This window comes from Arthrobacter sp. P1_B11 (genome assembly GCF_056406715.1).
Window position 1 is genome coordinate 1 of record NZ_JBFTZQ010000009.1, and the last position, 15,957, is coordinate 15,957.

General features: G+C 65.2%; 12 protein-coding genes and 1 pseudogene. 7 read left to right on the top strand and 6 right to left on the bottom strand.

The features are described from left to right. From AC1D14_RS09195 to AC1D14_RS09205, 3 genes and pseudogenes are all read right to left on the bottom strand, one after another. Positions 1 to 213 (bottom strand): annotated as a pseudogene (locus AC1D14_RS09195) (hypothetical protein); the annotation flags it as partial. 188 nt (positions 214 to 401) lie between these two features. Further along, a complete protein-coding gene (locus tag AC1D14_RS09200; RefSeq protein ID WP_476968331.1) occupies positions 402 to 2,978 on the bottom strand; it encodes a bifunctional lysylphosphatidylglycerol flippase/synthetase MprF in 2,577 nt (858 codons plus the stop codon). 162 nt (positions 2,979 to 3,140) lie between these two features. Beyond that, positions 3,141 to 4,202, bottom strand: a complete 1,062-nt coding sequence (locus AC1D14_RS09205) for an SLAC1 family transporter (protein ID WP_230118905.1) — start codon at positions 4,200 to 4,202, stop codon at positions 3,141 to 3,143. 169 nt (positions 4,203 to 4,371) lie between these two features. Here AC1D14_RS09205 and AC1D14_RS09210 point away from each other — a divergent pair, with 169 nt between their 5' ends. Next, on the top strand, positions 4,372 to 4,875 hold the full coding sequence (locus AC1D14_RS09210) for a winged helix-turn-helix transcriptional regulator (protein WP_230118904.1): 504 nt from the start codon (positions 4,372 to 4,374) through the stop codon (positions 4,873 to 4,875). Between the two features lie 61 nt (positions 4,876 to 4,936). On the opposite strand, the gene AC1D14_RS09215 is transcribed toward AC1D14_RS09210, so the two are convergent. Further along, the gene (locus tag AC1D14_RS09215; RefSeq protein WP_230118903.1) at positions 4,937 to 6,196 is read right to left on the bottom strand and encodes a multicopper oxidase domain-containing protein; all 1,260 of its coding nucleotides are present in this window, start codon (positions 6,194 to 6,196) and stop codon (positions 4,937 to 4,939) included. Between the two features lie 351 nt (positions 6,197 to 6,547). Here AC1D14_RS09215 and AC1D14_RS09220 point away from each other — a divergent pair, with 351 nt between their 5' ends. The 6 genes from AC1D14_RS09220 (at position 6,548) to AC1D14_RS09245 (ending at position 13,665) form a co-directional block, all read left to right on the top strand. Continuing rightward, a complete protein-coding gene (locus AC1D14_RS09220) occupies positions 6,548 to 8,251 on the top strand; it encodes a hypothetical protein (RefSeq protein WP_230118902.1) in 1,704 nt (567 codons plus the stop codon). A 392-nt stretch (positions 8,252 to 8,643) separates the two neighbouring features. Then, the gene (locus AC1D14_RS09225) at positions 8,644 to 8,853 is read left to right on the top strand and encodes a hypothetical protein (RefSeq protein ID WP_230118901.1); all 210 of its coding nucleotides are present in this window, start codon (positions 8,644 to 8,646) and stop codon (positions 8,851 to 8,853) included. 158 nt (positions 8,854 to 9,011) lie between these two features. After that, positions 9,012 to 10,739 carry a multicopper oxidase family protein gene (locus AC1D14_RS09230; RefSeq protein ID WP_230118900.1) on the top strand — a complete coding sequence of 576 codons (1,728 nt, stop codon included), beginning with the start codon at positions 9,012 to 9,014 and terminating at the stop codon, positions 10,737 to 10,739. Positions 10,740 to 10,874: 135 nt separating this feature from the next. After that, on the top strand, positions 10,875 to 11,744 hold the full coding sequence (locus AC1D14_RS09235) for an SGNH/GDSL hydrolase family protein (protein ID WP_230118912.1): 870 nt from the start codon (positions 10,875 to 10,877) through the stop codon (positions 11,742 to 11,744). A 46-nt stretch (positions 11,745 to 11,790) separates the two neighbouring features. Further along, the gene (locus AC1D14_RS09240) at positions 11,791 to 12,636 is read left to right on the top strand and encodes an alpha/beta fold hydrolase (RefSeq protein ID WP_230118899.1); all 846 of its coding nucleotides are present in this window, start codon (positions 11,791 to 11,793) and stop codon (positions 12,634 to 12,636) included. Positions 12,637 to 12,759: 123 nt separating this feature from the next. Beyond that, the gene (locus AC1D14_RS09245) at positions 12,760 to 13,665 is read left to right on the top strand and encodes an SGNH/GDSL hydrolase family protein (RefSeq protein WP_230118898.1); all 906 of its coding nucleotides are present in this window, start codon (positions 12,760 to 12,762) and stop codon (positions 13,663 to 13,665) included. A gap of 37 nt (positions 13,666 to 13,702) precedes the next feature. Here the strand turns inward: AC1D14_RS09245 and AC1D14_RS09250 are convergent, their stop codons facing one another. Continuing rightward, positions 13,703 to 14,395, bottom strand: a complete 693-nt coding sequence (locus AC1D14_RS09250) for a hypothetical protein (protein WP_230118897.1) — start codon at positions 14,393 to 14,395, stop codon at positions 13,703 to 13,705. Between the two features lie 202 nt (positions 14,396 to 14,597). Next, positions 14,598 to 15,938 (bottom strand): NosD domain-containing protein, encoded by a 1,341-nt coding sequence (locus tag AC1D14_RS09255; RefSeq protein ID WP_230118896.1) that lies wholly within the window; start codon positions 15,936 to 15,938, stop codon positions 14,598 to 14,600. Positions 15,939 to 15,957 lie beyond the last annotated feature (19 nt).

The following is a 15,957-nucleotide window of genomic DNA, read 5'->3' on the forward strand; positions in this document are numbered from 1 at the left end:
AAAGCGGCGGCTGCCCGATTTTCGGATGCCAACGTCCCAGTCCTTGGCAGTGCGGGCATGCACACCCACGGCCCTGGCTGCCTCYCGGCGGCTGACCCCGGCCTCGCGCAGCTCAAAGAATTCATCCCGGCCAGGATGGGGACCGGACCCGCGTTTCCCGCGGCCCTTCAGTCCCGCCTTCCGGACCCAGCCTGCACAGGTGAACCGGTTCAACCCCAACTCTCTCGCGGCCGCTGCCGTACTCCCCAAGCGGTCAAACACCGCGAAAAATGCATCCTTCTGATCCTGCGAGTACCACCCGGATCCTGATGAATCACCGCTTAAACGAACCACGGTCGTTGCAACTCCCAAAAGTCGGGGTGTTGCAACGACCGCTAGAACCCAAGCTTTCTCCGTGGGGCTTAAGTGTTCGTTCGGGCTCGGCGGCGGAGGAGCCCTCTCGCCAGGGTGAGGCCTTGGCCCACGTTGATCGAGGGGAGGTAGGCCCGGGTGACCGCATTGGCGATGGCAGGCAGTGCGGCCGCGTCGGGGAAGAGCATGTACATCGGGATGTAGCTCGGCTTGAACTTCGACTTGAACGCCAGCAGGGACCTGAATCCATAGACGGGCTCCAGGGATGCGCCCAGCCAGTCGAGAAGGCGGTCCAACGCCCCGGCGGTTTCCGGCGCCAGGTGCGGAAAACGCGGGTCATGGGGTGGCCGGGCCAGAGGCGCTCCGGAGAGGCTCATGAAGTCGTAGCCTTCGTCCTGGAAGCCCAGCGCCGCCGAGGCGATGAGGAAGTCGATGCTTGCACGGAAGCCGTCGCTGCGCCGGCGCATGAAATCCAGGGTCCAGCCGATCACGTGGCCGTTCCGGTAGACGGGCAGCCAAGACGCGACGGCATGGACCGTGTGATGGGCGTCGACGGCGATCAGGCAACGGACTTCGGGGTCGTCCAGCTCGTCCAGGCTGCCGAGGGTGAAGCCCATTTCCGGGACTTTCTTGTCGGCCACCCATTCCTCGGAGATGGCCTGGATCTGGCCCTGGACCGAGATCGGTGCGGCAGAGTAGGTGGTCCACTCGGCGCGGATGCCTGCCTTGGCCGCGTTGTTCATGGCCGTGCGGATGTCCTGGAACTTCTTGCCCCGGAAGGACACGGCATGGAGGTGCAGCACGGTCTCCTGAGCAACCTGCACGGATCCCCATCCCAGGGCGGAGGCGTGGCTGCGCATTTCCTGAGCCACGAAGTAGAAGCACGGCGTCCACCCGCTGAGCCGGCAGTGGCGGGTGAACTCGGCGAAGGAGGACTCCCGGTCAGGCTGGGGACCCACCGGGGCACCGAGCGCCAAGGCCACCCCGGCAATCACCCGGTAGGCGACGAAGCTGTCGCCGGAGGAGGAGAACCAGTAGCTGTTGCCGGCCCAGGTGGTCTGCCAGGACAGCGAGCCGCCACCGTGCGCCTTGAGAATGGCCCGGGCGCGGTCCTCGTCCGCACTGTGCTGACCGTGCGCCGGGCGGAGGAAAGTCCGCAGCAGCAGGACCCCGGCCACCGCCCAGAACACCACGCCCACGCCTTCGTAGAGCAGCACGGCCGCGGTGCTCTGGGGAAAGATCGCGGGGGACAGGTCCACCAGGAAGCCCAGCGGCAGGAACCGGTCCGGGACGTCCTTGACCAGTTCGGCCAGCCCGGGGGCGGGCGTAAAGCCGGACGCCAAAGCCAGGCCAGCGCCGACGTAGACCGCGCCAAGGAGGGCCGCGGTGACAAATAGGCGGCGGCCCAGCCGGCGGTACGTTCCGGGCGGGGCGGACACTAAGAAAAGCTTCCGGCCCGCCAGCAGGAGGACGGCGAGGAGCACGGGGACCAGCATGGGCAAGACGAGGCTGAGCGGGTGCAGGCCACCGGAGGTCCCAGCCGCGCGGATCCCTTCGCCGGCCGCGGTTTCCGGTACGTCCGGCAGCAGGACCCGTGCAACGGTAAACCCGGCCAGGACGGACAGGGTTGCCTGGATGAGCAGCACCGCGGCCCAGGCGAAGCGCCGTCCGCGCCGGAGCCCGTCCGCGAGCAGCAGCAGGAGGAAGGACGGAAGGATGGACATGAAGATTCCGCCCGCGCCGGCCCGCAGCTGCAGCTGGGCGGCGGCGCATTCCTTGACCTGCGCGGGCCCGAAACACAACACGGCAAGGGTCTGCGGGTCCACCGGCTGGATGTTCGTGAACAGGAAGCGCAGCACCGAGAGCGGACCCACGGCGTGCGGGGCCAGGCCGGCCACCACGGGGCCGATGGCTGCCACCGCAACCAGCAGTGCCACGAGGACGCGGGCTTCGTGCCGGGACACGGCAGGGCGGCCGAGCCGCGGCCGCCGCCCCAGCAGCAAGGGACCCAAAAGCGCACCGGCAAAGGCAGCCCCGAGCCGGACCAGGTCCTCGAGGCCGCCGGCGAAGAGGGCGAACAGCATCAGGGTGGCAATGATGACCACCCGGACGCGGCGCCGCCACAGCGTGGGAATGGCGGCGGTTGCGGCCATGGCAGCGCCGCAGGCCATGGCACTCGGCCCCATGAAGAAATGCCCGCCCATGTCCCGGGTCCAGTTCCCCATCAGGCCTTGGGCCGCGGCCAGGAATCCCAGCGCGGCGCCGACTCCCAAAACCTGGGCGGCGAGTGCCGCCGCCGCCAACTTCAGGCTGCCAAGCCGGCGCTCCAGGGGCAGGCCCACGAGCAGCACCAGGAGTGTGCCCAGCACGTACCCGGTGAGTTCGCGCTCCCAGAACGCGGACGCCAGCACCGCCCACCACGGACCAGCCAAGGAGTGGACGCTGGCCGCCACATGGGGCTGCAGGGCAGCAGAGGGTCCGGAGAGAAGACTGGAGGAGAAAGCGCCCAGGGCCCAGAAGACCACCACGAACCCGAGCGTGGTAGGGGCGCCGCGCAGTAAGGCGACCCATCCGCGCGGCGTCCGGAGGTCGAATGGCAGCCAAGGGCCCTTTTCCGGCTGCGGCATGGGTGGCGGGACTCCTTTTAGTGACGGCCCTTCGATTCTTCCACATGCCGTCACAGCGCACGGTGCCGGGGAGGCGTCCGCCGCTGCCCGCCGTCGTAACGCATTCCGATCAGGGCCGCGGAGCTCGGATTGGTGTTTCCGGGTACGTCGCGGATGGTCGGTCTAGACGAGGGTCGCAGCCTGGTTCCCGCGTTTTGCCGACTTTCCGGCTATGGCTGCCGCGGTGCTGCGGACCGCGATGGCCATGACGAATGCTGTTGCGAGGGCCAGGATGGTCCAGGCATAGATTTCCCGGCCAGGAAGGCTTGATGCCGCGAACCAGCGGACGGCGTAGTTTGCCGTGGTGGCGACGGGGAAAGTGAAGACCCAAAACAGGGGACTGAAGGGCAGCTTGCGGTAGTCGCCTATGAGCATTACCTGCATAAGAAGCATCATGACGAGCACTCCGGTGAGGCCCAGCTGCACGGCTCCCATGGGTCCTGGGTGTGAAACCATCCAGGCAACGCTGGCTGTGGCTGGCGCCGCAAGGTATGCCGACAGGCCGGTCTTGGCCGATGGCGGAAGCGCCTCTGCGGTCATCAGCCGGACCGTGACAACGGTCCCCACGACCAGCCAGAAGAACGCGCCGATGCCGAACGCGGCCAGGGCGGCGTCGTGGGCGTGCACGCTCGAAAACCCGATGCTTGCCACGAAGGATCCGGCCACTACCGGCAGGAAGTAGCCCGGATGGATGGATTGCATGGACACTCCGCCAGTGACCCAGTGGGCGAAGAGTTGGGCTGCGACGACCGCGAGGGCGGCTATGAAGGCAACACAAACCCACCTGCCCAGCCCGGGAAAATACTCGCTGTAGTGGGCTGATAGCAGGATCCCCAGCAGTGGAATGAATGACGCAAACGGGCCGGCTACCTGGTGCTTCAGATCGGTCCGGAAGGCTCCTTTGCGCCTGAGCCCGCGCAGTACGTAGATCGCGGTCAGGATGAGCCAGATGGTGCTGGCTGCTCCGTAGAGAATATCCTCCGGCCAGGACGGCGATCCGAGGCTGGTCCGGGCTGCCGACCATGCGGCGCCGAGGCCGGCAAGGCCCAGCGGTATGCCGAACAGGCTCAATGGCAGCATGCCCGAAGGGGCGGCGGGGGAAGGCACGGCAGCTGCAGGAGCGGCAGCCGAAGGGGCAGCCGATTCTGCCGGTACCGGCTCAGTCCTGATGTCGGTCACCGTCATGGCGTACTCCTCGAAGCTGGTTTCTTGGTGGATGGAAAGAGCGCTGTGCGGTGAACGGCAGAGGGTTGGTTTGTTCCGTTGCAAGGCGTAAGCTCACCGTACAAGCTTTCTTTAAGAAAGTAAATGAACTTGCTTTAGGAAAGTAAATTGGACTTTGGAAGGACTCCTGATGCCTCGCACGAGCTGGTCAGACGACAACTGCCCCATCGCCCGGGCCGCGGACGTGCTGGGGGATCCGTGGTCTCTGCTGGTGCTGCGGGAGGTGTTCATGGGCAACAACCGCTTCGACGGCATCAAGAAGGAGCTGAGAGTCGCTGATAACGTCCTCAGCGAACGGCTCCGGCGCCTGATCGATGCGGCCGTTCTGACGGCCGAGCCCTACAGCGCGGGAACCCGCCCCCGGAAGGAGTACCGCCTCACGGCGGCCGGGACGGACGCGCTGCCCGTCCTGCATGCGCTCACCGTGTGGGCCCAGAGGCACACTCAGTCGCCGAGTGGAAAATCGCTGCGCATTATCTGCACAACCTGCGGGACCGACTCCGTCTCCGGTGCCTGGTGCCAGACATGCGGTGCCGCAATCACGGTCGCCAACACCGCATGGGACCACCCGAAATCCCCCGGCAACTTCATCGAGCTGGCTAGTGCTGGCGCTCGCAGCCAGCACAACAACTGACGCTGGGCAAAAGAAGGCCCTCGTTCAGAAGTATCTGAACGAGGGCCTTCTGAAGAGGAGGCTAGTGCCCCGCGTGGGCGGCGGCGTCGGGCGCCGTCTGGGTGGTTCCGCCGACTGAGCCGTCCTCGTTGAGAACGCGGTAGCGGGTGAGCATGCCGGCGCTGATGTGGTCGTTGACGTGGCAGTGGAAGAGCCAGGTTCCCACGTCGTCCGGGACCATGTCAGCCACCACCATGCTGGCCGGCAGGAGGTTGACGACGTCGGTGCGCATGCCCAGCGCCGTCACCGTGTTGCCGTGCCAGTGCGGCGTGTGCAGGTCAACTTCGGTGCCCATGCCCATGAGGTACCAGCGGACGTGTTCGCCCTTGCGCATAGTCATCGACTCCAGCGGCTGGTTGCCGTAGACGTAGCCGTTGATCGAATGCATCAGGTTGCTCTCGCCGAAGTCCTCGTCGTCGGTTTTGACCGTGGCGGGCTTGCCGGCGTACTTGTCGATGTTCCGCTGCAGGTAGGGGCTGGAGTTCTCGTCGCTGACCTTGAACTGGAGGAAGAACTCGCGGTCCACGTCGTTCGGGGTTCCGTCGGCGCGGGCGGCGCTGGCCTTGGTGATGACCATGGGGCCCACCAGGCCGGAGTAGTCGTCCGCCACCTCGTCGGTGTGGGAGTGGTACATCCACATCACGGAGCTGCCGTCCATGGGCCCGGGGCCGGCGCGCTCGGGCACCTCGTAGCTGTAGCTGTAGGTGCTGCCGGGGGCCACGCCGTCGTCAACTTTGGCGGCCGCGCCGGTGCCGTCGTTGTACGGCGCGCCTTCGCTGCTCTTGTCGTAGAACACACCGTGGACGTGGACCGACGCCGGCCGGTCCAGGTTGTTTTTGAAGACCACCTTGATGGTGTCCCCCACGACGCCGCGGATCACCGGGCCCTGGAAGCCCAGGTGCTGTTCTGCCGGCGTGCGCTGCTTGAGGGTCTTGAACGATGAGTCGGTGTACTCCTGGTACAGCGACTTGATGTAGGTGCTGCCGATCCGCTGCGGCCCCTGCTTGGTGAACACCTGCGCGGCCTCGTCGAACGGCTCACCGGTGATCTGGTTCTTGCCGGTGGGCGCATAGTTCCATTGCACCTCGTCGGCTCCGATATAGTACGTGCGGGTCTGCGGCACGTAATTGCTGGCGGCGTTGGCTTTCACCGCTGCCGGCCCGGTGGCATAGAGCCCCGGCGCCACCACAGCCAGAATCGCCAGCAGGATGATTACAAGACCCCACCAGGGCGAGACGGACAAGAAGCCGCGCCCCCTCACAACAAATCCATGGTTGCCCATGTCGTTCCTCCCCGTGAACGTTGGATTTTTGGCTGGCCGGATGCGGCCCAGCCCGAATAGGAGCACGCTAGGTCCGCCCAGTTGTGAATACCTTGGGGGAGCCAAGGCGGGTGGGGCGGTCACCACCCGTGTGGGGCGTCTGCCGGAAATCCGCAGGGTTTTTACAAGGGGAGGTCCCGATAGTTGGCAGCAGCAACCACTTGGAAGCCTTTGCTCCCCGGCAAAAAGTCATAAGCCTCGCACGCTTACACGCAAGTCACCCACCCTCATGAGCGCAGAGATCCAGGAGTGAACTCCCTCTGCTTCCCACAGTCCTGAATATGGATACCGGCATCTCCGAGAGGACCAGCCATGAGGACCCTTCCAGTAAGTCCCCCAACGCTTCGTAAAGTCACCATCCTTGCCGCCGCGGCCGCCCTGGTTGCGACAGGTGGAGCGGGTGCTGCCCTGGCAAAGGGCGGCGGCACTGCCAAGCCGCCGAAGGGCATCGTTTCCCCCTGGGTGGTGCCGACCCTGGCCACGCCAGGATCGGCCGCCCAGGCCCGCGGCTTCGACGACACCGGCTTTGCCAGCAAAGCCACTGTCAACCCAGACAACACTTCGTGTCCCACTGTGACGGATCCGGCCTATTACGGCGGCACCGTGACCATCAACGGCATTCTCATCACCATTCCGTGCAACCTGGTGGTCCAGATGCCGGCCAACACGCTGACCTGGGCAGACTTCGTCCATGGTACGGGCGGCACTGCCCCGCTCGGCGTTGACGGCCTGGAGCTGCGGGCGGTTGGCAATATTGTGGGATCACGCCACATAGCAGGCCTGGCTTTCGTCTCCCAGCAGTCGGCAAACAGCGGCCGGGGTGAAATCACCGGCATCGACTACGCCAACGGTGCGCTGAAAGTGGCTGACGCCGCGGGCGGCACCGTGACTGTGCAGCTGAACGACCCCAAAATTCCTAACCTGAACGGCACCGCGGCGGGGACCGGCCGGTTCAGCAACGGCCAGTCGCCTGACTTCCGCTTCAGCGTTGATCAGGACAACCCCACCATCCACGCCGCCACGGGCTACCCCATGTGCATCCCGCGGACGGATCCCGCCGTCAAGGATGACCCCCTGTGCCCGCAGCGGAACCGGCCCCTGGCACCCACGCCGTCCAACATCCTTATCCCTGCCTGCCGAAACTTCAGCGTTGCCGGTGTTGTCCCGCCAGCCAGCGGAGAGCTCAGCCCTGCGGCCGCCGGCCAGAAGTACTGCTCGCAGTATGTGATGCCGGTGCCGGGCGTCAGCACCACCGCCCCGGATGCCAACCAGCAGGCTCCCTTCGAAATCGGTGACATGGTGGACTACTCCGGAACCCTCATCCACGGGACGCCGGACTACATCTCCGCGCACACGGTCGAGGCGAATCTCGGGATCTACACCCAGCCCGGCACCCAGCCCAGCTACCTGGCGATCGGCGAATTCGGCGTGGGTACCGCAGACCCCCTGGCCACCGCACCCAACGGTGTGGCACAGGAGACCCAGGACAGGATCTTCCTGGAATCCGAAACCACCGACGTCAAGACTCCGGTGGACATCTACTACGAGGACCGCAAATCCGACGGTTCGGTCTTCAACCGGTGGATCACGCCGTTTGAAATGACCGGAGAGAATGGAGTCCCGCTCACCGGACCGACCGGCGGCATCACGACGCAAAACACCGGCCCCCAGCCGCAGCGGGCCCGGCTCCGTGCCACCAAGGCGCCCACCGGCCTCCTTAGCCAGCCGGACCGGACTGTCCGCGTCGGCGTGCGCACCTTGTGCATGCCCACACCCGTCAACACCACCACAACCACCATCAACCAGGCTTCCCTGGATAGCTGCTTCAAGAACGCCCCCACTAAGGCCAACGGGCTTCAGCCCGGGCAGTACATCGCCCCGGTCTTCGAGTACATCTTCCCGGAGAACGTGAAGCCGGGAGACGTGATCGTGCCGAACGACCTGTACCACCTGCCGTTCCTGGTCAGCGGTGAAGGCGCCAACAATGCCGGCGCTCTGGAGCCCTCCCCGTGGTAGGGGGCTAGGCAGACGGCGGCAGTGCGGTCTGAGTGAACGCGCACCCCAGCCTGTGGCGGGGACTCGCTTCGGCGGTCCTCGCCACGGGCGTGCTCGCCGGCTGCACCCAGGCACCTTTGGTGCCGACGGGCCTGCCGGCCCCTTCAGCTGGAAGTACACCGGCAGGAAGTACTGCGGCAGGAAGTACGACGGCGGCCGGGTCACCGAGCGCTTCGGCCGGGACAGCTGCTGTAGGGCCTAGCCTGCCTCCGTCGGGGGCGAACGCCCGCGGCCGCCACGGCGGCGGGGGAGCCGACGGCGCGGCCGGTCCAGACCGTTCCGCGCCCTCACTGCCCGCCGACTGGCCGGCGGCAGTTCACTTGCCACCCGGTCAGCTCCAGGGATCAACGGGCGTGTCACCCCACTGGAGCGTCATGCTGCTGGTCCCTGGCGGCGCTGACGCGGCTCTCGCCGGTGCCGTCGGGTTCTACGAGGCCAACGGGTTCAAGAGCGAAGGCGTCGCCCAGCTGCACCGCGGAACCTACCGGATCGTCATGGTGGCCATGAACCGCGACCACTCTGCCACGGACACCAACGTCACGATCGCCCTCAACCTGGGGTGAATGCACGAAGAGTGCCCCACCTCGACCTTGCAGCGGGGTGACCCAATCTGGGGGAATGTTGCTGCCGGCAACGGTGAACCTTCCAAGTTTTTCCACACCCGCGTGTCGCATGCTGGTTCGCGAAACGACACTCGCATCCCAAATCTTTGGAGGACCTCATGGCAACAACACGACGGGACGTGCTGAAGCTGAGCATCATGGGCGGCGCTGTTGCCCTCACCGGGACCAACGGGGGCGCCGCCCTCGCCGGTGTGCCGGCAAAGGGCGGCACAGACGCCGCAACCACGCCCATCAGCACGCCGAGCCGGCTCGCGGCGAAGAACATGCCGATTCCCTTCGCCCAGGCGTTCCGCCGGCCGCCGGAGCTGATCCCCTATGAGCAGGGCTGGGATCCGGACGGCCAGCCGTTCGAAAAGTACTGCCTCACCCAGAAGACGGGGACAGCCCAGATCGCCCGGGGCCTGAACACCACCCTTGCCGGCTACAACGGAGTCTTCCCGGGCCCGTCCATCCGGGTCGAGCAGGGCACCCGCACCGAACTGCGGATCAGCAACCGGCTTTCCACGAAGGGCCTCCTGTATCCCGATCCGTCCAACACGGTCACGCACCTGCACGGCTCGGCTTCGCTGCCGCAGTACGACGGCTACGCCAATGACCGCACCGCCCCCGGCAAGGTAAAGAACTACCACTACCCCAACTGGCAGGCAGCCCGGACGCTCTGGTACCACGACCACAACCACATGCTCACCGCCCAGGGCGTGTACTCCGGACTGGCCGCGTACTACTCCATCACCAACGAGCAGGAGCGGGAGCAGCTGCCGCAGGGCGAGTTCGACGTGCCGATCCTGGTCTCTGACGTGATGCTGAACGCGGACGGTTCCCTCGGCTACAACGACAACGGCCATGCCGGGCTGTGGGGCGACATCGTGATGGTCAACGGCGTGCCGTGGCCCACCATGAAGGTCAAGCCCCAGATTTACCGGTTCCGGTTCCTGGTGGGCTCGATTACCCGGTCCTACCGGTTCGCCCTGTCCAATAATGCTCCTTTCTACGTGGTGGGCACCGACGCCGGGATGACGCCGAAGGTCCAGGCGGTCTCATCCTGGCGGCAGGGCACTGCCGAACGGGTCGAGGTGCTGATCGACTTCCGGAAGTACAAGGCCGGGCAGACCGTGGAGCTCAAGAACCTGAGCAACAAGAACAACGTGAACTTCGCCAACACCGGCAAGGTCATGAAGTTCCAGGTGGTGGAGGATTCGCCGTCGCTGATGCCCGGGTCCCATTCCATCGGTTCGATCCCTTCCAGCCTGGACCCGGGCGAGCATCCCACCAAGGACAGCGGAGGCCTGGACCCGATGTCGCTGACCCCCGATATGGCCGTGGCCAAGAGGATCCTGCGGGTTCAGCGCCAGGGCGGGGAGTGGACCATCAACGGCGAGACCTGGGATGACGTGGAGAGGTCCAACTTCACCCGCTGCTTCGCCAACCCGCAGCGCATGCAGGTGGAGCAGTGGACCATCGTCAATGAATCAGGCGGTTGGTTCCACCCGGTCCACATCCACCTGATCGACGGCAAGATCATCGGCCGGAACACGAACGGCGGCAAGCCGTTCGCCTGGGAGGGCGGTCCGAAGGACGTGTTCTACGCGGGGGAGAACGAGTCCGTCACGGTCCTGATGCAGTTCGACACGGGCAAGCACGAGGGCGGCCGCTACATGGTCCATTGCCACAACCTGGTGCACGAGGACCACGACATGATGGTCCAGTTCGCCGTGGGCGATCTCAAGAACAACGATCCCATCAATGCCGACATGCCCGTCGGAGAGACAGAGGTCGAGGGGCACTACGCGTCGAACTACAAGGCCGCCTACCCGGCGGGCACCTGACACTAGACACAGGACACAGCCATGCACCGTCCTTTCAAGAAGTACGACGCCGGTTCGGTCACCTCCCAAGGTGACGGGGCCGGCGTCGTCCGTCCTTCCCTGACGGAAGCGGGCGTCGGGGCGGGACCTGCGGGGATGAACGCCGCCGGCTTCGGCCTTGAGACGCGCGGTTCCGTTGAGGGGATCACGGCCCAGCACCCGTGGAGCAGGTTCGTGGCCATGGGGGATTCGTTCACCGAAGGGGTGGGGGATCCGGAGCCGCGCAGCCCGGGCGGACTGCGGGGCTGGGCGGACCGCGTGGCGGAAGAGCTGAGCGTGGGTCACGACGATTTCGCGTACGCCAATCTGGCGGTTCGTGGCCTGCTGCTGGAGCAGATCCTGGACCAGCAGACGGAGCCCGCCCTGGCCCTGAAACCGGACTTGATCGCCGTGTCAGGCGGCGGGAACGACCTCGTCTTCCACGGCAGCGATCCTGACAAGCTGGCCGCCAAACTGGATGCCGGCGTGGAGCTGCTGAGTACCACGGGAGCCACGATCGTGCTGTTCACGGGGCCGGACTGGGGTGGGACCCCGGTAATAGGACACAACCGGGCCAAGGTGGCCATCCTCAACGAGAACATCCGGACCATCGCCCACCGGCACGATGCTGTGATCGCTGACCTGTGGGCATTGCGGGAGCTGACCGACGCCCGGATGTGGGACCCGGACCGGCTGCATTTCTCCCCGCTGGGCTACCACACCATCGCCATGATGGTGCTGGACACGCTGAACGTCGCGCACACGCTGCATCCCCTGCGGCCCAAGATCCTGCCGGACAGCAGCTGGCGCCACGCCCGGGCCGAGGACCTCGTCTGGGCACGGAAATACCTGTTCCCCTGGGTGCTGCGGCGCATCATGCACGAGACGGAGGAACAGCTGCGGGCGAAGCGGCCTCTGGCGGGCCCGGTTTTTGGTGCGGGGATGCCGCCGGGAACGTTCATCGGGACGAACCCACAGGACCACTGATACGGAGGCGTCCAATTCCTTGCCTCTACCGCCCTTCAATGCCAGTGTGAAATTTGTCAGAATCCTCATCGACCCCCACAGTCGGCTGCAGACGTCCGGCACCGAAGAACAGGAACTGCAAATGATCGAACACCAGACCTCGGCCGACGGCACGAAGATCGCCTTCGAGCGGACAGGTGAAGGACCAGCCCTGATCATCATCGGTGGCGCATTGAACAGCCGACGTTCGGCCGACATGCTCGTGCCCCTGCTGGCACCGCACTTCACCGTCTACGCGTATGACCGGCGGGGACGGGGCGACAGCACGGACACGCCGCCCTACAGTTCGGACCGAGAAATAGAGGACCTGACGGCTCTCATCGATGCCGCGGGCGGATCGGCCTACACCTATGGCCACTCTTCGGGTGCCATCCTGGCGCTTGAAGCTGCGGCCACCGGGGCACCCATTTCCAAACTGGCTGCCTATGAGCCGCCGTATCTGACCACGCAGGCCCCTCACGAACCTTGGGAAGCCTTCCGGGACCGGGTCCAGGCGGCGGTGGATGCGGGAGACCGCGGAGCCGCCGTCGAACTGTTTATCCGCCACACCGGTTCTGACTTCGACGAAGGAATGACGAGCATGCCGTGGTGGCCTGCCCTCCTCGGCGTTGCGCACACCTTGCCCTATGACCTCACGCTCACGAGGGACGGCAGCGTCCCTGCCGACAAGCTGTCGGCCATTCAGATCCCTACGCTGGGGATCTACGGGGGTGCGAGCCCGTCCTGGGCGGGGGCCGCCATCAACGCCGTCGCCGCAGCCGTTCCCGGAATGAAGCAGGAAAAGCTGGATGGCCAGAACCACGCCGTCGCGAACGAGGCTGTTGCCCCTGTGCTGATCAACTTCTTCAGTTAGACTCCAGCCCGCCTTCTGCAAATTTCCCCGGTCTTTTGGAATGCATCAGGAAACGAAAGCGTTACTTCAGTAACGCCCCGACGTGCTGGGGAGCCTGCGGGCGGCGAGGGAGAGGATAAGGCGATGGACGCCGTCGGCCGCTTTGAACTCAGCTCGGGCCGCAATGGAGCAGCCCCGCACCCGTGGAGCCGGTATGTGGCTTTGGGGGACTCGTTCACGGAGGGGATCGGTGATCCCGAAGAGCGCAGCCCGGGCGGTTGGCGCGGCTGGGCTGACCGTGTGGCGGAGGAACTGAGCGTTGACCATGAGGATTTTGCCTACGCGAACTTGGCCGTGCGCGGTTTGCTGCTGCAGGAAATCCTGGACCGGCAGCTGGCGCAGGCGCTGAGGCTGAAGCCGGATCTGATCACCCTGTCGGCCGGCGGAAATGACATGGTGTTCCACAGGAGCAATCCGGACAAGCTCGCTGCCAGGCTGGACGCGGGCGTCGAGCTGCTGAAGACCACCGGAGCCACCATTGTGCTCTTCACCGGGCCGGACTGGTGGCACACTCCCGTGCTGAGCCGGAACAGGGCCAAGGTAGCGATCTTCAACGAGAATATCCACGCGATCGCCGCCCGGCACGACTGCGTGGTGGCTGATCTGTGGGCTCTGCGGGAGCTCCGGGATCCCCTGATGTGGGATCCCGACCGGCTGCACTTCTCGCCGCTGGGGTACCACACCATTGCCATCATGGTGTTGAATTCCCTGAACGTAGCCCATTCGCTTCAGCCCCTGGAGCCCCGGGAGCTGCCGGAAAGGAGCTGGCGGGAGGCAGGAGCCGGCGACCTGGTCTGGGCCAGGACCTACTTCCTGCCGTGGGTCGTGCGGCAAATCCGGCACCAGACGGCGGAAGAGCTGCGGGCGAAGCGGCCGCAGGCTGCGCCGGTGTTCCGTGCCGGAATCCAGTCGCAGCTGCACCGGATACCGCCGGCAAGCCTCGCCACCGGCACGGAGCCCGGCTACCAGGCCCGGCTGAAGCAGGCGTAAGTCTCTGGGCGGGAGCATCGTCGTTTGTAGGGCGCTGCTAGTTGATCAGGGCCACCGCGTGCGCGATCACGAGGGCCAGCAGCACAAAGCCGCCGGCTGCCTCGAGGACCATGAATATTTTGGCCCGCGGGGACAGCGGCATGGTATCCGTGGGGCTGAAGGCCATGGAGTTGGACGCCGAGAAGTACAGGTAGTCCACGAAGGAGGCCACCCAGCCCGTCTTCACGGACGACCTGGTAGCCACCTCCTCGACGGCGTCGTGGTCTTCGTCCTGCGGAAAGCGGAAGTCGGCGGGCGGGAGGTCTTTGCGGTCGGCGTGCCGGCGGGAGACGGGCCCGCCGCGGTCCAGCTCCCAGTAGACCAGGGCGAACCCAATGATGTTGGTGACCCAGACCTGAAGCGCCGCGAGCAGGAGGGTGGGTCCGTCCTGTTTCCCGGAGGAGGTCAGCAGGATGATCAGCTGGACCAGCGCCACCTCGTTGGCGGCCACCAGCAACAGGGCCTGGCCGGTGGCGAGGTACTTGGACCAGCGGGTTTGCCGCCGAAGCCGGGCCGGGTTGAGCGCGATCAAGGGAATGAGCATCAGCAGCCCGACGGCCACCACCGCGTACCGGAGCGCCGGAAGGAAGCTGCTGGGCAGTGTGGCGTAGAGACCCAGTGCCAGGAGCAGTGCGATGACGGCGGGCCAGCGGTGTTCGGCCCTGGCGTCAGGTTTCTTGTCGAAAGACATCTGATGAGTCTAGGGACCCGGAGTGTCGGCCCGCGGTTGCGGCGCAGTCGTGTCCACCTCGAACAAGCGCGAGGTCGTGGACGGTACCCGCAGGCCGAAGACATTCTCTCCTCATATTTCCTCGCCGCTACCCTGGGAGGCCGTGGCCACAGACTCCCGCGGGCCTGAGCGGGTTACTGGGCCACAAGTGCATGTGCCGCCCTTAGAAACCGACCGTGGGAGTGGCCCTAAAGGCGTTGACAGCCCTGTCTGCGATAACTTGGGCGTCACTTCCGGAATCAAGGATCGTATTGCGAGCTGATTCGGAATCGACCATGACGGCCGTAACGGCGAGGACTTCCGAAGCCTCGGTCGTCAACAGAGCATCCACCTGAGCCGAGAAGCAGGAGTCACTTGACTTGGAGTGAACGTCCATCGCCACGACGTGGTTGTTGGAGACGAAGTTGCCAACCCCCGCCATCAGCCGGATGATGACAGGCGTCGCACCTGCCGGCCGGATGCTCTGTGAGTCGATGATCTGGGAGAAGTGATTGCCGACAACAGAGTTGTTGCTGCCGCTGACACAAAGAAGTCCGTTGAGGTCGTTCAGTCCGTTGTCGACTCCCAGGAAGGGCGTCCAGGGCTCATGGTCACGCAAGAAGTGATTCGTGGCCACGAGGTTTTCCGAACTATTCGCTGCGAGAATCAGCATCCCGGGGTAGAACGAATGCAAACGGTTGTTGGTGACGCTTGAACGCGTGACGCCGTCGAGATGGACGCTGCTCGCACCACGGGGGAAGACGTTGTTCGCGGTTATCAGGAGCCCGCCATGGTTCTCGGCGTAGATCGAGTGACCCTTGAAGCCTGCTCCGACCAAGTTGTCGGTGATCTTTGATGCCTGTCCCCACCCGCGCAGCTCGATGCAGCTTCCGCATTCAGCGATAAAGTTGTCGTGAATGGAAAGCGCGTCCGCGTTGTAGATAGTGAGTGCGTTCTCGAGGTAGACGAACCCCATGCCGTTTACGCGGAATGAGTCATTGGCGTTCGCGACATAGATACCGGTCTTGCCGTTGACGTACGTGTTCTCCGGATGCATCCCCGAGCCATCCGAGTTGAAGTGCAACCCGTCGATGCAGAAGTTGGAGAACTCGACCGAGCTGATCCGCGGGCTCCCGCTTCGCTCAACGTAGAAGGCGGCTCCCTTGGATTCCTCCCCGTCTCCGCCGAGGGGAATGTCGACGATAATGCGGCTCCCTCCGGGCCACAGCTCATGCAAGTCGGGCCATTCGTCTTCGGGAACGTTGAACCGGATGCTCGACGACGTAAAGCCGTGTCCCGAGCCATGGATCCTGAGGAAGCTGACGTCGATGACCACCTGCGTACGAAGGTGGTAGTCCCCGGGCGGAATGTAGATCACCGCGCCTGGCTTTCCTCCGTTGTTCGCATCGCTGACGGTCTGCCGGTCCTTGATGTCAGCGATGATGCTGTTGATCACTTCACCGACGTCCTCGGACGGATTGCCGACGGGCCACGTAGTCACGTCGTAGTAGTTGTTGCTTGACATAGGTTCTTCCCTTTGTGTT